The organism is Fibrobacter sp. UWR4, from assembly GCF_003149045.1.
GTDB lineage: Bacteria > Fibrobacterota > Fibrobacteria > Fibrobacterales > Fibrobacteraceae > Fibrobacter.
Genome location: NZ_QGDU01000024.1, coordinates 18,342 through 36,288 on the forward strand (window position 1 = coordinate 18,342; position 17,947 = coordinate 36,288).

The window sequence follows — 17,947 nt, forward strand, 5'->3', positions numbered from 1 at the left end:
AACAAGATTTTCTTTACAAGTTTGCGTGTTGTAAAAATATCCAAAAACGTGCTGTTTTAAAAATGGCGAATTTTAACGAAAAACGGCATATTTCACATCGTGTTGTACTTCTTATGGACATTTTGTCCATGGAACTTGCATTTGAACTTGAGATATTCCGACTTGGGCGAAATAGATTTGAAAATGGTTGGAAAAACAATCCAATAAAACATAAAAAAGGATGTGGATTATGAAAAAGTCTCTCGCAGCACTCGCTCTTGCTACTGCATGTGCAGTGCCGTCTTTCGCTGGCCCGGGTCTCGCCGATGGTGCAGCCAAGTTCGTGGGTAACATTACTACTCGCGGCCAGGTACGTTCTGACTTCGGTCAGTACTGGAACCAGATTACCGCAGAAAACGAATGTAAGTGGGCTTCTATTGAAGGCTCTCGCGGCAATTATAATTTTAACGGCTGTAAGGCTGCCTATAACTGGGCAAAGCAGAACGGCGGTCACTTCAAGTTCCACGCTCTGGTTTGGGGTTCCCAGTATCCGAACTGGTTGAATGGCATGAGTGTTAACGATACCAAGACTGCTATTACCCAGTGGTTCGACGCTGTTAAGAAGAATTTCCCCGATCTGGAAATGATCGACGTGGTGAACGAAGCTATCCGTACCGGTCAGGGCCAGTACCACTCTGGCTACGGCAAGAACAACAACATCATTGGCGCACTTGGTGGCGATAACAATGGTGACTATAACTTCGTGACTACCGCTTTCAAGATGGCCCGTGAACGTTGGCCGGATGCAATCTTGATCTATAACGACTATAACACTGTCCAGTGGCAGAAGAACGAAGGTATTCAGCTGGTCCAGACCATTCTTAAGAATGGCGCTCCGGTGGACGCCTACGGTCAGCAGGCTCACGACATGATGAGCCAGGGCGGTGGCGCTGGCGGTACCGGTGGCGGTGGCGTCTGCTTGAACATCAACACTCTTAAGAGCACCATCAAGGAAATTCACGACAAGGTCGGTATTCCTCTGTTCATCACTGAATACGACATCGCTACCGATGACGATAACATTCAGAAGCAGTGCTACCAGGAACAGATTTCCTTCTTCATGGAAGCTCCGTACATCGCAGGTATCACCATTTGGGGCTACCTCTATGGTGCAACCTGGACCACTAACGGTAACTCCGGTATCATTAAGGAAAGTGGCGGAAGAGTCACTGACCGTGCAGCTATGACCTGGCTGAAGTCCTACCTGAAGAGCAACAAGGGCGAAAATACTACTGGCCTCGCCGGTGGCACCGTTGTTGATCCGGAACCGCAGACTCCGTTCAAGGGCCAGCCCATTGCTGTCCCTGGCAAGATCGAAGCTGAAGACTTTGACGTTCCGGGTAAGGGCCGCAACGAAGATGGCTCTACCAATGCTTCCTATAGTGTAGCAACCTCCGGTCAGGGCAACTCCGACTACCGTAAGGGCGAAGGCGTCAATCTGTACAAGAGCGGTTCTGGTGTTGTCATCGGTTATAACAACGCTGGTAACTGGTACGAATATACCATCGACGTTGCTGAAACTGGTACCTACACCGTTTATGCTGCAGTTGCTTCCGCTAACAACACTTCCAGCTTTAAGATGTCTGTTGGTGGCAAGGCTATCTCCGAAGAAATCGCAGTTCCCCAGGCAGCTTCCGGTGAAGAAAACTACAACGACTACAACAAGGTTGCATTTGACGTGAACCTCACCAAGGGCAAGCAGATCCTCCGTCTGGAAATCACTGGCGACTGGTGCGATATCGACTACTTCAATATCGTGAAGAAGGGCGATGCTGACCCGAATCCGATTCCCAAGTCTTCTGCATCCGCTGATCCCGCTCCGACTTCTAGCGCTGCTGGTGATCCGGCTCCTGCATCCTCCTCTTCTATCGAAGGTGGTGACGCTATCGCTCAGAACCTGAACATGGATGTCGACAAGTTCGCAGAATACGACGTGTTCACTGCTCAGGGTATGTTCATGGGCCGCATGGGCGCCTACAACTTCAACGAAGCTATCAGCACCGTCAAGAACGGCAATCGCAAGTTCGCAAAGGGCTCCTACTTCGTCCGTAACCGTAGCACTGGCATGATGAAGAGCTTCCGCATCGTGAAGTAATCCGATCTAGCCAAAAACTCTCTCGAATATGAGGAATAACCCCCGGATTAGTCCGGGGGTTATTCCGTTTTGGATGGCCCAATAGCCGTTTTTTTTCAAAAAAAAGCTTTTCCGAGAGTACTTTACGGAAGTGGTATGGGATTACCATAAAAAGGACGTGTGTATGAAGAAGTTTGTAACGCTTGCTGCTGCAGGACTTGCTGCGGCCTCTGTTTCTTATGCGGCTTTTGCCGATGGCGGCGCCAAGTTTGTGGGCAATATTACCACTAAAGGCGAGATTCGTTCTGATTTCAGCCAGTACTGGAACCAGATAACCCCCGAAAACGGCTGTAAGTGGGGATCTATCCATTCTCTCGATAACAACGGAAAAAGCCAGTTTGCCTGGGATAATTACGATAAGTGCTATAGTGCATATACCTGGGCTAAGGAAAAGCCCGGTCAGCGCCACTTCAAGTTCCATGCCCTGGTATGGGGCTCCCAGTACCCGCGGTTTCTCTGCAAGGGCGAAAACCCGGGGATTACAGTAGAAAAGACCAAGCAGTACATAACGGAATGGTTTGATGCGGTTGCAGCCAAGTTCCCGGATCTTGAATACATCGATGTGGTAAATGAAGCTATCTATTCAGGCGGAAACTACCATTCTGGCTACCTTGCTCCTGCCCAGGGAGCAGAAGGTGTAAGTACCGATGATGTAAAGTGCGGTGGATCCTATATTATTGACGCTCTTGGCGGTGACCGAGTTGTCAATGGCAAGCATCAGTACGACTTTATTACCACGGCTTTCAAGATGGCTCGTGAACGTTGGCCGAAAGCGGTCCTCATCTACAACGACTACAATACCCTTTCCTGGCAGATGAACGAAGGTATTGAGCTGGTCCAGACGATTATCAAGAATGGCGCCCCGGTGGATGCCTATGGCCAGCAGGCTCACGACTGTGGTGGCATGAGCAAGTCTGACTTTGAGACCAAGATGACGAAAATCCATAACGAAACGGGACTTCCTCTGTTCATTACGGAATATGACATTGGCAATGCGGACGATCAGGCCCAGAAAAATGACTTTGCCAACCAGATTCCTTTCATGTGGGAAACGCCCTGGATCGCGGGTATCACCATCTGGGGCTATATCAACGGCTCTACCTGGCGCCAGAATACGGGTATTATGACCGAAGCCGGGCAGGATCGTGCGGCCATGACCTGGCTTAAGCAGTATTTTGCCCAGAATCTTTCCAAGGGTCAGAATACGGCGGACTTTACACCGCTAGAACCTGTCCCGCAGGAACCGTTCGGTGGTGTCGCGTGGGAAATCCCTGGCAAGATCGAAGCCGAAAACTTTGACGTTCCGGGTATCGGCCTGGAAAATAAGTCCTACAGCGTTGCGAATGCGGGTAACGGTGATTCCGACTACCGTAAGGAAGAAAGCGTCAACCTTTACAAGAATGCGACCGGTGTGGTCATTGGCTACAACGATGAAGGCAACTGGTACGAATATACTGTTGATGTGAAGGAAACTGGCACTTACACCATGTATGCTGCTGTAGCCTCTGCGAACAGTACCTCTAGCTTCAAACTTTCTATCGATGGCAAGGACGTGACGGAAGCTATTTCCGTTCCGAAGGCCTCCTCGGGTGAAGAAAACTACAGTGATTACAACAAGGTCAACGCTGATGTGAACCTCGCAGCTGGCAAGCACATCCTCCGCTTGACCGTCACTGGCGCCTGGTTCGATATAGACTACATGACCTTCGTTCCCAAGGGCGAAAAAGATCCGGAACCCATCGAAAAGGACAGTCCCCTTGCAATCGGCATGAATGTCGGTATGGGAGCCCAGGGTATGGTGGACTACGACGTGTATGATATGCATGGCAATTTTATGGGCCGTATGAGCGCCTATAGCTTTGGTCAGGCTGTTGAAAGCGTTAAGGGGGATCGCCGTGTCAAGAATCAGGGTGTGTTCTTCCTGCGCAATCGTACTACCGGCAAGATGCAGGCTGTACGTAATGTGAAGTAATTCCTCTGTAACGCATTCTCTCTCGAAATAAATAGCCCTCGGATGGTTGGTCCGAGGGCTTTTCTTTTGGTTGGGGCGGTATGGATATTTTGTCCATAGAAACTTTGTTTATGCCAGGTAACAATAATCCAATCGGAAATATCTTTAAGGATGTAATAGAAATCCTAATCCAAAACACCAAACAAAGGGCCCCGTGGCGTACGCTGCGGGTCCCTTTTTTATGTCATGCAGCCCCAGGTCGTGCAGAAATTGTTTGCGTTGACCGCTTAGTGTTTTGACGCTTTAATTTGATAAAAAAGCTATTATAATTGTTATGATTATATGAATTGACGGAATCAAAAACCCGTAAACTACGGACTTTTTATAAAAAACGAACTTTTTTACCCTTGCTTCCCTTGTATTTTTCTTCTAAATTTAGCCCAGCAATTTCACGGGGCAAGTCGCCCCGGAATAACTTATCAAAGGATTTACATGAAGACTATTACGGTAAACCCGAGCAAGGTCGAACGCAAGTGGAAGCTTGTGGACGCCGCTAACAAGCCGATGGGTCGCGTTGCAACTGAAGTTGCTCGTATCCTCATGGGCAAGAACAAGGCCATCTTCTCCCCGAATGTCGACACTGGTGACTTCGTGGTTGTGATCAATGCAGAAAAGGTTGCAGTTACTGGCAACAAGATGCTGAAGAAGGAATACTTCCACCACACCGGTATGATCTCTGGTGAACGCTGGATCAACTTCGCAGACCTTCTTGCTAAGCACCCGACCGCACCGCTTGAAGCTGCTATCTGGGGCATGCTCCCGCACAGCGCTCTCGGTCACAAGATGATCAAGAAACTCAAAATCTATGCCGGTGCAGAACATCCGCACGCAGCACAGAATCCCGAAGTCGTAGACTTGTAATTTAGAACGGAGGATACCTCTATCGCTACCGCAAAGAATAAGAAGATCTACCGTGGCACTGGCCGCCGCAAGAACGCTATTGCTGCTGTGATCCTGAAGCCGGGTTCCGGCAAGCGCACTATCAATGGTCGTGATTTTAAGGATTACTTCCACTCTGAAGTGCAGAACATGATCGCCAACCTTCCGTTCGCCATCCTCGGCAACGCAGAAGAATGGGACGTCGAAGTTACCGCTCGTGGCGGTGGCATCGCCGGCCAGATGGGCGCTGTCCGTCTTGGCATTGCACGCGCACTCGTTGCTAACGACGCTGAAGTTAAGCCGGCTCTGAAGAAGGAAGGCTTGATGACTCGTGACGCACGTGCCGTTGAACGTAAGAAGTTCGGCCGCAAGAAGGCTCGTAAGAACTTCCAGTTCTCCAAGCGCTAATCGATCATTCGATTTTCAAAGGAAAGTCCTCGCGTCTGCGGGGGCTTTTCTTTTTTCTATCATTGGATATATGGCGTTAAATACCGAAATCTTCAATCGCACCATCCGTCTTGTGGGTAACGAGACGATGGATGCCATCACCCAGAAGCGGGTGATTATCTTTGGTGTGGGCGGTGTCGGTAGCTGGTGTGCCGAAAGCCTGATCCGTTCCGGAATCCATCACTTGACGATGGTGGATTCAGACGACGTAAATGTCACCAATGTAAATCGCCAACTGATGGCTACCACCAGGACGGTGGGGCAGGTAAAAGTCAATGTGCTTCGTGACCGTCTGCTGGAAATCAACCCCGACGCACAAATCGAGGCTCGGGCGGAACTCTACAGCGAAGCGACCGGCGAGAGTTTCCATCTGGAAGATTACGACTACATCATCGACGCCATTGATAGCCTGGATTGCAAGATGCATCTGTTGATGAACGCTTCCCGCACGAAGGCCAAGGTGTTTTCCTCCATGGGGGCTGCCCTCAAGATGGATCCCACCAAGATCCATGTGGCGGAATTCTGGGATGTCAAAGGCTGCCCGCTGGCCCGTGCCCTTCGGGACAAGTTCAAGAAGTGGCAATTGAAACCCGCCAAGAAAATCAAGTGTGTCTATAGCGAGGAACTGCTGAAAAACCTCGGTGGCATTCCCGAAAACGACGGCGCCCCGGCGGAGTTCCATAAGGTGGCCTACAACGGCACCATGGCTCACGCTGTTGCCATTTTCGGTTTTACCATCGCAGGACTTGTTATGCAGGATATTTGCCGTTAGGGGTAAAATTTCCGCGAAAAATACCCCTAATTTCCCTTCGTTAGGTGCATTGGACCCTTTCAAAGATTCTTCTTTTTTCTAAATTTGTGCCAGCTCGGACAATTACGCCCGGGTGTAAATCAAATCACCGGTCTGTGAGAGTCGCTTCGGTGGCACGAGAGTGCTTGGCGCCTTAGTCCCAGACCGGGTAGAAACAACCGAAAAAAGGAATATCATTATGGCAAATCTGCCTTCCGTTGAAGACCTGCTTGCTGCAGGTTCCCACTTTGGTCACCAGACTCAGCGTTGGAATCCGAAGATGAAGCCCTACATCTTGGCTGAAAAGAACGGCATCTACGTTCTTAACCTGTCCAAGACTCGCGACCTCCTCGAAGTTGCTGCCGCTGCTGCAAAGAAGATCTCCGAATCCGGTAAGACCGTTCTTTTCGTTGGTACCAAGCCGACCGCTCGTCAGTGCGTTCTCGATGCAGCTGCATCCTGCAACCAGTTCTCCGTTACCAACCGTTGGTTGGGCGGTATGCTGACTAACTTCCAGACCGTTCGTAAGTCCATCAAGAAGATTGACAAGATCGACGCTATGGAACAGGACGGCACTTTCCAGGTCCTCGGTAAGAAGGAAGTCCTGGACAAGACTCGCGAACGCACCAAGCTCCTCGAAGTGTTCGGTGGCATCCGCGAAATGGTGAACCTTCCGGGCCTCCTGGTCGTGACCGACCTCGCTCACGAAAAGATCGCCGTTGCTGAAGCACGTCGTCTTCACATTCCTATCATCGGCATTTGCGATACTAACGTTGATCCGACCCTCGTTGACTACCCGATTCCGGCTAACGACGACGCAGTGAAGTCCCTGAAGCTCATCGTGGACTACATTGCTTCCAACGTTGCTCCTCGCTCTGTCGAAAAGAAGTCCAAGGAAGAAATCAAGAAGTTTGATAACGGTGAGGACAAGTAATCATGGCTGCTATTACCGCTTCTCTCGTAAATGAACTCCGTCAGAAGACTGGCGTAGGCATGATGCAGTGCAAGAAGGCTCTCACCGAAACTGACGGTGATCTGGACAAGGCAGTTGAACTTCTCCGTAAGCAGGGTGCTGCTGTTGCTGCAAAGCGCGCAGACAAGGCTGCCAAGGAAGGTCGTATCTACTTGGTCGAAACCGCTGATAAGGCTGCTGCTTTCGAACTGTCCTGCGAAACCGAACCGGTTTCCAACAACGATGACTTCGTTGCTCTCGCAGCTCTCGCTGTGAAGGCTGTGGAAACTCAGGCTATCGCTTCTGTTGAAGACCTGAAGGCTGCTACCGTTGATGGCAAGAAGATTAACGACGTTCTCCAGGACGTTCTCGTTAAGATTCAGGAAAACATCGACTTCCGTAAGTATGCTGAACTCAAGAAGTCTGCAAACTCCGTGTTCGGTGTTTACAGCCACATGAAGGGCAAGATCGGCGTTATCACCGAACTGGCTTACGAAGGCTCTGCCGACGAAGCTGCTCTCAAGGCTGCTGCTAAGGACATCGCAATGCAGGCTGCTGCATTCGCTCCGGTTGCTCTGAACGACGCTGCTGTTCCTGCCGAAACTATCGAAAAGGAACGCGAAATCGCTAAGGCTCAGATCGAAGCTTCTGGTAAGGCTACCAAGCCCGAATTCGTTGAACGTCAGATCGAAGGCCGCGTGGCTAAGGTTCTGAAGGAAATCGTTCTCGAAGACCAGGAATTCTTCATGTCTGAAAAGAACCCGAAGAAGCTCGCTGTCAAGGACTACCTCCAGGAAGTCGTTGCAAAGCAGCTTGGCCTTTCTTCCCTGAAGGTCGTAAACTTCATCCGCTTCGAACGCGGTAACTAACGAGTAGACAGTAGGAAGTTGGCAGTAGACAGTAGTGTCTGATGCTGCTTCCGACTTTCATCACGAGTTGGTAAAAGAGATTTTTGCACTTGGTTGCAAGTCACTTTTAGAAAGGACCGTTCCCCCGGGAGCGGTCTTTTTCATTTCTCAACCACTAACCACTAATCACTTTACTATATTGCTCCTAAATACGGAGTTTTATTATGGCTAAGTTTAATAGAGTTTTGCTCAAGCTGAGCGGAGAAGCTTTGGCCGGAGCCAAGGGCCACGGAATCGACAACGACATCCTGAACGAAATGGCGTCTGAAATTGCCGACGTTGTTCGCAAGGGTGTAGGTGTTGCTCTGGTCATTGGCGGTGGCAACATGATTCGTGGCGTAAGCGCCAGCGCAGGTGGCATGAACCGCGCTCAGGGCGATGCCATGGGCATGCTTGGTACTGTGATGAATGGTCTCGCCATGCAGGATGCCCTGGACAAGCAGGGAATCAATTCTGTGGTCATGAGCGCCATCCGCATGGAACCCATCTGCGAATTTTTCAACCGCCGTCGCGCCATTGAACTTCTTGCAAATGGTTCTGTGGTTATTTTCTCCGCAGGTACCGGCAATCCGTTCTTCACCACCGACAGCTGTGCAGCACTTCGCGCCATTGAAAGTGAATGCGACGTGATCATGAAGGTGACCAAGGTGGACGGCATCTATTCTGCTGACCCCATGAAGGATCCTACAGCAACCCGCTTTGACGACATTACCTATCAGGAAGTGATCGCCCGCGGACTTAAGGTGATGGACACCGCTGCCGTCGCTCTGTGCATGGAACACAATATGCCCATTTTTGTGTTCAAAATGGAAAAGGGCTGCTTGACTCAGGCCGCCGTTGAAGGTAATTTAGGAACACTGGTGCACTGCTAATCGCGCACCGCAAACTTTATATTAAGGTCTTATTATGGCAGATTATTCTGAAAAGATGGCTAAGGCTATTGAAGCTACTGAACGCGAATTCTCCAAGATCCGTGCTGGCCAGGCTTCTCCCGCTATTCTCAACGACATTCGTATCGACTACTACGGTACTCCGACTCCCATTTCCCAGGTTGCAAAGGTTTCCGTTCCGGAACCTCGTATGCTCCTGGTCGCTCCGTGGGAAAAGGCTCTCGTTGACCTGATCGAAAAGGCTATCTACGCAGCAAACATCGGTCTTACCCCCATGAAGGACGGTAACTCCATCCGCGTCAGCCTCCCGATTCTCACTACCGAACGTCGTCAGGAACTGGCTAAGATCGCTCGCAAGCATGCAGAAGACGGCCGCGTTGCCATCCGCAACATCCGCCGCGATGCAAACGATGCCATCAAGAAGGATAAGGAAATGCCTGAAGACGAAGCCAAGAAGCAGCAGGACGAAATCCAGAAGGCTACTGACAAGGCTATCGCTCAGATTGACGCTCTTCTCGCAGCAAAGGAAGCCGACATCCTTAAGGTTTAATCCTTAGTTTGTTGGAAATAGGGATTCTAAGGGTAAAGCGTGGCAAATCAGCTTCGACATGTAGCCATCATTATGGACGGCAATGGCCGTTGGGCCAAAAGCCGCGGTATGGAACGTTTCTTCGGTCACCGTAAGGGGACTGAGTCTACCATCGATGCCGTTGAAATGGGCGTAAACCTCAAACTCGAGCACATGACACTTTACGTGTTCAGTTCCGAAAACTGGGGACGCCCTTCCAAGGAAGTGGATTATTTGATGAACCTTCTCATCGAGATGGTGGTGAAGGAAATTCCCGACCTGATGGAAAAGAATGTGAAGTTGACGGTGATCGGTAATATGGACCGCATTCCCGAAAAGCCCCGCGCAAGCCTGCAGTCCGCTATTGATGTGACTGCCAATAATACTGGCATGCAGTTGAACCTGGCAATCTCCTATGGTGGCCGACAGGAAATCGTAGGTGCTGTCAAGTCCATTGCCGCCCAGGTTGCCGCAGGCACCCTCAAGGTTGAGGACATCGACGAATCCCTCTTTGCAAAAAATCTTTACCTGAAGGGAGCTCCCGATCCGGATCTCATTATCCGTACCGGCGGCGAATTCAGACTTTCTAACTATTTGCTTTGGCAGGCCGCCTACAGTGAGTTCTATGTAACGGACACTCTGTGGCCGGACTTTACCAAGGAAGAATTCATGAAGGCGGTGGAGTTCTTTAATACTCGCGAACGCCGGTTTGGGAAGGTTCTTCATGAGTAATTTAGCACAGCGACTGATTACTGCGTTTATTGCCATTCCGTTAGTGTTTGGCCTTTTATGGTTTAACGATATTTCCCGTATTGCACTGATGTGCTTCCTGGGTGGCGTTGGCGCCTGGGAATGGGCTGGTATGGCTCGCAAGATGTACCAGGGCCCGGATATGCGAGCATATTCCTTTGTCGCATCCTTTGCGTTGACTCTTGCATGGGCTCTCTCCAAGGGCGGCTTCTTTGGACTGCCCGCTGTGCCTTGCGTTGTGGGCATGACCTGCGTTGTCATTTTTGCAGGCTACATCGGAATGGCTTACTCCAAGGTGAATATCGAAGTGCTGTTCCCCTGGCTGGTGATGCATATTGCGGCTCCGCTGTATGTGGGCCTCTGGGGAGGCATGAACGTCCTTATGATGGGTAACGGCCAGGGCCTTGAGCACTGCTATCCCTTTATCCTGGTGATGACCTCCATGTGGCTCTGTGACACCGTGGCTTACTTCTTCGGAAAGTTCGTTGCAGGCAAGGGCCCCTTCGGCCGTCATCTTTTTGCACCCAGCATTAGCCCCAAGAAGACTTGGGAAGGTTCCGTTGCTGGAACGGTCGCTACTGTGGCCTGGGTGGCTTATTGGGGCTCCTGCACTTCCGCTCTGTCCGCATTCAATGTGAACATTGACCTTGTGAAGGGCCTTGTCCTGGGCTTGCTCATTGCGATTTCCGGCCAGGCTGGCGACCTTTTGATGAGTGCTCTCAAACGTTGGAGCGGCACCAAGGATTCCGGCAACCTGTTCGTGGGCCACGGCGGCGTTCTGGACCGCTGCGACTCCTTCTACCTCACGGCACCCATGCTCTATATTCTGCTGGACATGATGGAAAAGGTTGCATAAACAAAAAGCAAACTGTGTTGAAAAGGCCCGGTAAAAACCGGGTCTTTTCGTATATTTACGATATGAGTAAATACGAACCGCTTTGGAAATTTGTGAAGGACGCCGCAGCTAATAATGCTGCGACCTTCAAGCTGACTTACGAAGAAATCGAGAAGGTTTAAGATGGGACTTGTCACGCCATTAGGGAAGTTGCATGTAACCATTGATGGTCGATATGCCATAATTGTTCCTTTTGCTCCTAATGGAGATTGTCACACAATCGCTTGCCAAATTGAAAACTATTCAGCTTCGTTAAATGATGGTATTGAATCTGGTGAATATTTAGAACTAAAAAGTTTTTATAAAGAAAATGTCAAACTATCTATAGGGATGATAGGGGACAGCGGCTTATCAACTTTTGATTATGAAAATGAATATCTAGATGATGGAGTTGCGTATTTAATTTTGCCTAAAACAAAAACGGAGAAATTTGTTTTTGGTGTTGCGTGGTTAAATAATTGTACCGAAGAAAATGAAGTGCAAACATGGTTCGGTGCTGATCCGATGGGTATGTGATGAAAGCCTACGTTTATAAAGAACACAAGAAGTTTGAATTGGTAGAAAAGCCGAAGCCTGAATTGCAGGGCCCGAGGGATGCCATTGTCCGTGTGACCATGGGGAGCATCTGCACTAGCGATCTTCACATTAAGCATGGTTCTGTGCCGCGGGCGGTGCCGGGAATTACCGTGGGCCACGAAATGGTGGGCGTTGTGGAATCCGTCGGTGCTGATGTGAAGAAAGTGAAGGTGGGCGACCGCGTGACGGTGAATGTGGAAACTTTTTGCGGTGAATGCTTTTTCTGCAAGAAGGGTTTCGTGAACAACTGCACCGACAAGAACGGCGGATGGGCTTTGGGCTGCCGCATTGATGGTGGCCAGACGGAATTTGTGCGGGTGCCTTTTGCAGATCAGGGCCTGAACAGGATTCCTGATTCTGTTAGCGACGAGCAGGCGCTTTTTGTAGGCGATGTGCTGGCTACAGGTTTCTGGGCCGCCCGCATTTCTGAAATCAAGACCGAGGATACGGTGCTGATTATTGGCGCTGGCCCCACGGGCATTTGCACGCTGCTTTGCGTGATGCTGAAGAATCCACAAAAGATTATCGTCTGCGAAAAAGACGAAACCCGCCGTGAATTTGTCCGCAGGCATTATCCTCAGGTGATTGTGACTACGCCGGAGGAATGCAGTGCTGTGGTGCAGCGGGAAAGCGCCCACGGAGGCGCCGACGTTGTCATCGAGGTTGCTGGTACCGAAGAGACTTTCCGCATGGCTTGGGAAAACGCAAGGCCGAGCGCCATCGTGACGGTGGTGGCCCTTTACGACAAGCCCATGACTTTGCCATTGCCCGATATGTACGGCAAGAATCTCACGTTCAAGACCGGTGGCGTTGACGGTTGCGACTGCGCCGAAATTCTATCTCTCATCGAACAGGGGAAGATTGACACTACGCCTTTGGTTACCCACAAGTTTCCTCTAAAAAATATCGGGGAAGCCTACCGGATTTTTGAAAACAGGCTTGACAATGTGATAAAAGTTGCTATAGTAGAATAGTTTGGTACGGGATTGGTGTTATGGGTATAAGTAAAATAGTTGAGAGTCTTTTTTCTTACGATGACTATCGTAAGTTTCTTCAGGATTATTTTGAAGAACAGAAAAGCCAGAGCACGGCATTTTCACACCGTTTTTTTGCGGCAAAGGCTGGGTTTAAAACCTCCTCCTACTGCCTGAATGTGATTCGTGGCCGGTTTAAGTTGACCCAGAAATCTGCAGAAAAGATCTCGAAGGCTCTAGGCCTTGGCGCTCTTCAGCAGGCATATTTCTTGTCACTTGTTGAGTTTAACCAGTCGGAAAAAATAGACAAGCGGGACGCCGCCTGGGAGCAGATTTCTCAAATCAAGAGGCAGGCAGAATTTACCCATTTGACAAATCGGGAACAGACTTATTTTTCAAAATGGTATCATCCTATTATCCGTGAGCTTGTGGTGACATCCAATTGGAATGAAGACTACAGGGCTCTTGCGAAAATGGTGGTTCCTGCCATAACGGTTGCCGAAGCAAAGGATGCAGTAAAAAACTTGATGGAGCTTGGCCTTATCAAGAAAACGGGGCTACGCTATGAGGAAACCTCCTTGATGGTGGATGCCACTGATGTTTCTCCCATTGCCTTGAAGCAAATTCGCCGAGACTATATCCAGCACGCTTTGCGCGCTGTGGAGTGCATTCCTCGAGATGAGCAATATGCCGCCTTTACAACCCTTGCCATGAGCGAAAGTTCTTTTAATTATGTTGTTGAAGTCATGAGGGAAGCCCGAAGAAAAATCATGGCGAAAATTTCCAACGACGCAGATGTGGAGCGGGTTTACGAGATGATGTTTATGACTTTTCCTATGAGCACAAAAATTCCAAAGGACGAAAAATGAAAAAGTTGTATTCCATTCAAATCCTTGCGGTGATTTTATCTTGGCTAGTTACCTTATGTGCTTGTAGCGAAAAGAAGGACGTTGCAGGCGGTATTACCGATATTGACCATTCCGTGGCGGGAAGGGTTTTGGATGTGGCGGGTTCTCCCGTGGCTCATGCCAGAGTTGTTGCCTACATTGATAATTCCACTGCGGTAGAAGATTCTGTGGAAACGGTTTCGGATGCAAAGGGAAATTACGAACTGGTTTTCAATCGCGATGTTTCCGGTGATACGGTAATGCTTTATGCGGAGCTGGATTCTCTTGTTGCTCTTGAAAATGTTGAGTCGTCTCAGAACTTTGATTTGCAGGTTTCTGCCAAGAAGAAATTGGTGGGCAGTGTGTCTGGTGCAAATTCTGGCTTTGTTAGAATCAAGGGTACTTCATTGAAGGCGAAAATTGCAGATGATGGAAGTTTTGAATTTGACCTTGCCCCTGCAGGAAAAAGGATTCTGTTGCAGTATGTTCGCGACGATCTTGCTGTTGCAACTTTTGCTGTATCTACAGCAGGCACCTCTGATTCTATTGCCCTGCCGGAATTTATCGAGACCTATCTTTCCATGGATGGAAAAGAAAGGGTCTTTGAAAATGATTCCACTCTTGCGGAAAGCGTAGATTATGTGGACGGAATTTTTGGAAAGGCCATTGCCTTGAAGCCTGGCCAGTTCATTGACCTTGGCGAACTTGACCCAACCAATGGTGACTTCACAATTTCTCTTTGGACCAAGTGGAAGGGTACCAATGGTAATCATCAGATTCTTGCGGCGCAGCGCAGTTATTGGAGTGACAGCACATCAAAATTCCAGTGGCATTTTGATAATGTGGATGGAAAGTTTGCAGTGATGAAAAGTGCCCCGAAGGTTCCTGTGGAAATAACCTTTGGTGATTCCTCTGTTGTGCCTGTGGATGAATGGAGTTTTTTGGTGCTGGTCTCGAAGGATAATCAGGTTTCCATGTATGTCAATGGCAAGCAGGTTGGAGAAACAAGTTCCTTCACGTCGAATCTCTTGGAAAAAGCTGTACCGTTCCGTATCGGTGGAAACGAAATTCCCACGGAAACCTGGAATGGCCTTCTTGATGAGGTTCGGGTGGAAAACGTGGCCCGGGATCTTGAATGGATTATTAACACATTTCAAACACACTTTTAAAACTTGGAATATTCCAAAATCTTGTAGGATCCAAATTAGTGAAATACATTTTGGATCGGGAGTGAAGTGGCATTTGCCGCTTTCCTGAAATTGGGATTTTGGATTATGAAAAAAACAGTACTTGGCGCTGTACTTGTTGCAAGCGCATTTTCCTTCGCCGCCAATGGCGATGCCTATACATGGCCTACTTACCGTTCTGACCTGGATTACGATACAAAATCAAATCTAGGCGAAATTAAGCCTCCTACACAATTCAACAACAATTGCTCTGGTGTTACTGGCAAGAAGGCCGGCAAGTGGTGGGCTTTTTACTGGGGCAAGGATCGTGATTCAAGAATTACGGATGTGACTATCGACAGTATCTTGAAAAAATACGACACGGATTTTACTTATCTCTACGACACCTTGGGTTGGGCTCCCGATGCACAGGCACAGAAGGGGCAGTACAGCGCTATTTATTATTACGGCTCTGGCACTTGCGCGGGTGGCGCCAAGACAGATACCACTGGCGGATGGCAGACATTTGTGGCTGGCTACACCGCGGTGGCGGCGTCCTTCTATCCTCTTTACAGCTTCAATACCAGTTGCCCTTACCGTGATCGTGTTTCACAGATGGACGCCATGATCCACGAGGGCATTCATTCCATGACCAACGGCTATCCTGGTGCAAAACAGGCCCACTGGTTTCAAGAGGCGGGTAATACCTGGATTCAGCAGGATATGTTCTCCCATCGCGAGGGCATTTATAACGGAATGGGTTTCTTGAACGCAGCCACAGTGATTGCGCCTTTTATGCCTATTGAATGCTACTCCGGCTGGCTTGTGGATGGAACATTTGGCGGCCCGGGGGCACAGGGCGTTACTGGAAAGAATCAGCGTTATCTTTTAGGCGGCTCCCAGTACAGCAATATTTTCCCCACCTTCATGGGAACATGGCTAGGTACCGGTTCTGTGCGATGGATTTACGGCAATGCCTACGGCAAGACAACTTATTTGCTGGAAACCTACGCCTTGGAAAAGGGCTTGGGCCCTGACGCTACCCGTAGGCTTATTACTGAATTCCGCGCAAGGATGGCCTTGCTGGATATGAAGAAATGGTCCGGTGAAATCAAGAACCTCTTGAATAACAACTTTGGCGGAACAAGCTACGAAGAACAATATTACTGGGATAACGGCCAGTACAGAAATACCTGGAAAATGACTCCCTACCAGACGATGACTGCAAGCGGCGAGTTCCTTGTTCCCGATGAAGCGACTACCCCGGGATGGTCTGGTTCCAATGTTATTCCGCTGAAAGTTTCTTCCGGTGCAAAACAGGTGAAGGTGTCCTTCTACAATGTGGGCGGCAATTCCAACAACACCAACATGAATTATCTGCTTTGCTATCGCGCTGCTGATGGTACGCCAGTTTACAGCGAGCCCATTACTGGTGAAGGTGCGGTAACTCTCCGTCTAGACAAGGCTCCTTCTACGACAAACGGTACCCAGATGGTTTTTGCGGTAGTTGTAAATACCGATTACCAGTATACAGGCAACGAAGATATTCGCAAGAATCATTACAACTACAAGATTAAACTTGAGGAAGGTTTGAGTGGCGCAGGCGATGCCAACACCAAGTACTACAATAATTTTGTACTTGACTACAAGTGGCCTGAAATCGGTGAATCCGTTAGACCGGGTGTTTCCAGTTCCTCTGCTGTGCAGAACAGCAGTTCCAGCAAGGTTCAGAGTAGCTCAAGCGTAAAGCCCGCAAGTAGCTCCAGCATTGTATCAAGCAGCTCCGTAATTTCAAGTAGCAGTTCTTCCAATGTGGTAGTAGATACTGTGAAGTTTGATGTTTCCGCAACAGTGCAGATTAGTGAAAACTATGGAGTGACCAGTGTAGGTTTCGACGTCGATAAACTCGCCAAGTCTCTGGGTGTTTCTGTTGCAAATCTCGGTAAAGCTACTTTCTTTGCCGTGGATAGAGATGGCTCGCTCAATACAAATTCTACAGCCAACGCACCCGGCCATTGGTTCGGAAAGCAGGGGCAGGTGGTAGAGTGGGGCGAGAATGCCTATGTATTTGCAGAGTGGAACTTGAATGCCGGTAAAATCTCGTTAGGACACTATCCCAACAGGGTTTCTGCAGGAGAACGCTATAGTTTTGCGCAGGGCTTCAAGAATGAAAACAAGGTTGTCATCTATAAGATCACGGTGCAAATTGCAAATGATTCCGACCCAGAAGAACCTTCTGAAAATACCGCGGCAATCGCCTTTAAGAATCAAGGTCCTGCAAAATACATGTCCTTAAAGAACCGCCACGGAATTCTTGAAATAAGGTACGCCATCAAACAGCATGACAATGTGAAAATTAGCTTGTATTCTGGTTTCGGTAACTTGCTGTACCAAAATATTTCTGGTAGCAAGGCTCCTGGCGAATATCGAGAATATCTGGACTTGAACAATGCAGGCTTGCCCCAGGGAACCTACATCGTGAAGGTATCTACAGGGAGCTACCGAGAAGTTCGTAGCATTACAGTTGTAAAATAAGGTCCAATACGAGTAAAACTTGCTGGCTCAATCTTGAAGCCAGCCTTTTTTTTTCAAAACCTCTTGACAAATCGAATTCCCTTTTTTATATATGAATGTATGAATAGCTGTTCATATATTCAAAAGGATTGGTGACATGGCAAAGAAAGAATCCATAAAGATTGCGGCATGCGACTGTAACGATAATTGCGACCATCATGAATGCCATTGCAGTCATTGCTATGATATGGAGCTGGCGGCAATGAACGTGCCCCTAGATACGCTTTTTGAACTTTCAGAATTCTTCAAGTTCTTTGGCGATACCACTCGAATCCGTATTCTCCAGATTCTTCTTGGCGGTGAAATTTCCGTGAATGACATTGCCGGCAAGCTGAACCTGGAACAGTCCGTGGTAAGTCACCAGTTGAGAATTCTCCGTACGGCGAACTTGATTAAGCCCCGCCGCGATGGCCGCAAGATGTTCTACTCCCTGGACGATGAACACATCGGATCCATCTTCAAAATTGGTCTATCTCATATTCTCCATAAAAAGGAAGGAAAGTAAAG

At 48.9% G+C, this 17,947-nt stretch carries 17 protein-coding genes; all 17 read left to right on the forward strand.

Features of this window, described 5'->3' with window-relative positions; translation table 11 throughout:
* Positions 1–229: 229 nt before the first annotated feature.
* The 17 genes from BGX12_RS10625 to BGX12_RS10705 all read left to right on the forward strand — a co-directional run bounded on the left by BGX12_RS10625 (position 230) and on the right by BGX12_RS10705 (position 17,945).
* Positions 230–2,134 carry an endo-1,4-beta-xylanase gene (locus BGX12_RS10625; protein WP_233246362.1) on the forward strand — a complete coding sequence of 635 codons (1,905 nt, stop codon included), beginning with the start codon at positions 230–232 and terminating at the stop codon, positions 2,132–2,134.
* 163 nt (positions 2,135–2,297) lie between these two features.
* Positions 2,298–4,145, forward strand: a complete 1,848-nt coding sequence (locus BGX12_RS10630) for a cellulase family glycosylhydrolase (protein ID WP_109736038.1) — start codon at positions 2,298–2,300, stop codon at positions 4,143–4,145.
* 471 nt (positions 4,146–4,616) lie between these two features.
* Entirely contained in the window at positions 4,617–5,045 is a 429-nt protein-coding gene (gene rplM / locus BGX12_RS10635; protein WP_109736039.1) for a 50S ribosomal protein L13, read from the forward strand.
* A gap of 45 nt (positions 5,046–5,090) precedes the next feature.
* The gene (rpsI, locus tag BGX12_RS10640) at positions 5,091–5,471 is read left to right on the forward strand and encodes a 30S ribosomal protein S9 (RefSeq protein ID WP_199220764.1); all 381 of its coding nucleotides are present in this window, start codon (positions 5,091–5,093) and stop codon (positions 5,469–5,471) included.
* 70 nt (positions 5,472–5,541) lie between these two features.
* Positions 5,542–6,282: a ThiF family adenylyltransferase gene (locus tag BGX12_RS10645; protein WP_109736040.1), complete on the forward strand. Its 741-nt coding sequence runs from the start codon at positions 5,542–5,544 to the stop codon at positions 6,280–6,282.
* A gap of 217 nt (positions 6,283–6,499) precedes the next feature.
* Positions 6,500–7,234 carry a 30S ribosomal protein S2 gene (gene rpsB / locus BGX12_RS10650; protein WP_109736041.1) on the forward strand — a complete coding sequence of 245 codons (735 nt, stop codon included), beginning with the start codon at positions 6,500–6,502 and terminating at the stop codon, positions 7,232–7,234.
* Between the two features lie 2 nt (positions 7,235–7,236).
* On the forward strand, positions 7,237–8,121 hold the full coding sequence (tsf, locus tag BGX12_RS10655; RefSeq protein WP_109736042.1) for a translation elongation factor Ts: 885 nt from the start codon (positions 7,237–7,239) through the stop codon (positions 8,119–8,121).
* Positions 8,122–8,324: 203 nt separating this feature from the next.
* A complete protein-coding gene (gene pyrH / locus BGX12_RS10660) occupies positions 8,325–9,032 on the forward strand; it encodes a UMP kinase (RefSeq protein ID WP_109736043.1) in 708 nt (235 codons plus the stop codon).
* A gap of 34 nt (positions 9,033–9,066) precedes the next feature.
* A complete protein-coding gene (gene frr / locus BGX12_RS10665) occupies positions 9,067–9,600 on the forward strand; it encodes a ribosome recycling factor (RefSeq protein ID WP_109736044.1) in 534 nt (177 codons plus the stop codon).
* A 39-nt stretch (positions 9,601–9,639) separates the two neighbouring features.
* Positions 9,640–10,350, forward strand: a complete 711-nt coding sequence (locus BGX12_RS10670) for an isoprenyl transferase (RefSeq protein ID WP_109736045.1) — start codon at positions 9,640–9,642, stop codon at positions 10,348–10,350.
* The gene (locus tag BGX12_RS10675; protein WP_109736046.1) at positions 10,343–11,224 is read left to right on the forward strand and encodes a phosphatidate cytidylyltransferase; all 882 of its coding nucleotides are present in this window, start codon (positions 10,343–10,345) and stop codon (positions 11,222–11,224) included. The genes BGX12_RS10670 and BGX12_RS10675 overlap by 8 nt, the downstream gene beginning before the upstream one ends.
* A gap of 162 nt (positions 11,225–11,386) precedes the next feature.
* Positions 11,387–11,779, forward strand: a complete 393-nt coding sequence (locus tag BGX12_RS10680; protein WP_109736047.1) for a hypothetical protein — start codon at positions 11,387–11,389, stop codon at positions 11,777–11,779.
* A complete protein-coding gene (locus tag BGX12_RS10685) occupies positions 11,779–12,813 on the forward strand; it encodes an alcohol dehydrogenase (protein WP_109736065.1) in 1,035 nt (344 codons plus the stop codon). Before BGX12_RS10680 ends, BGX12_RS10685 begins: the two co-directional genes overlap by 1 nt.
* Positions 12,814–12,833: 20 nt before the next feature.
* A complete protein-coding gene (locus BGX12_RS10690) occupies positions 12,834–13,682 on the forward strand; it encodes a TIGR02147 family protein (RefSeq protein WP_233246363.1) in 849 nt (282 codons plus the stop codon).
* A complete protein-coding gene (locus tag BGX12_RS10695; protein ID WP_109736048.1) occupies positions 13,679–14,869 on the forward strand; it encodes a LamG-like jellyroll fold domain-containing protein in 1,191 nt (396 codons plus the stop codon). Before BGX12_RS10690 ends, BGX12_RS10695 begins: the two co-directional genes overlap by 4 nt.
* 105 nt (positions 14,870–14,974) lie before the next feature.
* The gene (locus BGX12_RS10700) at positions 14,975–17,401 is read left to right on the forward strand and encodes a DUF4859 domain-containing protein (protein ID WP_109736067.1); all 2,427 of its coding nucleotides are present in this window, start codon (positions 14,975–14,977) and stop codon (positions 17,399–17,401) included.
* Between the two features lie 136 nt (positions 17,402–17,537).
* Positions 17,538–17,945 (forward strand): helix-turn-helix transcriptional regulator, encoded by a 408-nt coding sequence (locus BGX12_RS10705; protein ID WP_199220761.1) that lies wholly within the window; start codon positions 17,538–17,540, stop codon positions 17,943–17,945.
* The last annotated feature ends 2 nt before the right edge of the window (positions 17,946–17,947 follow it).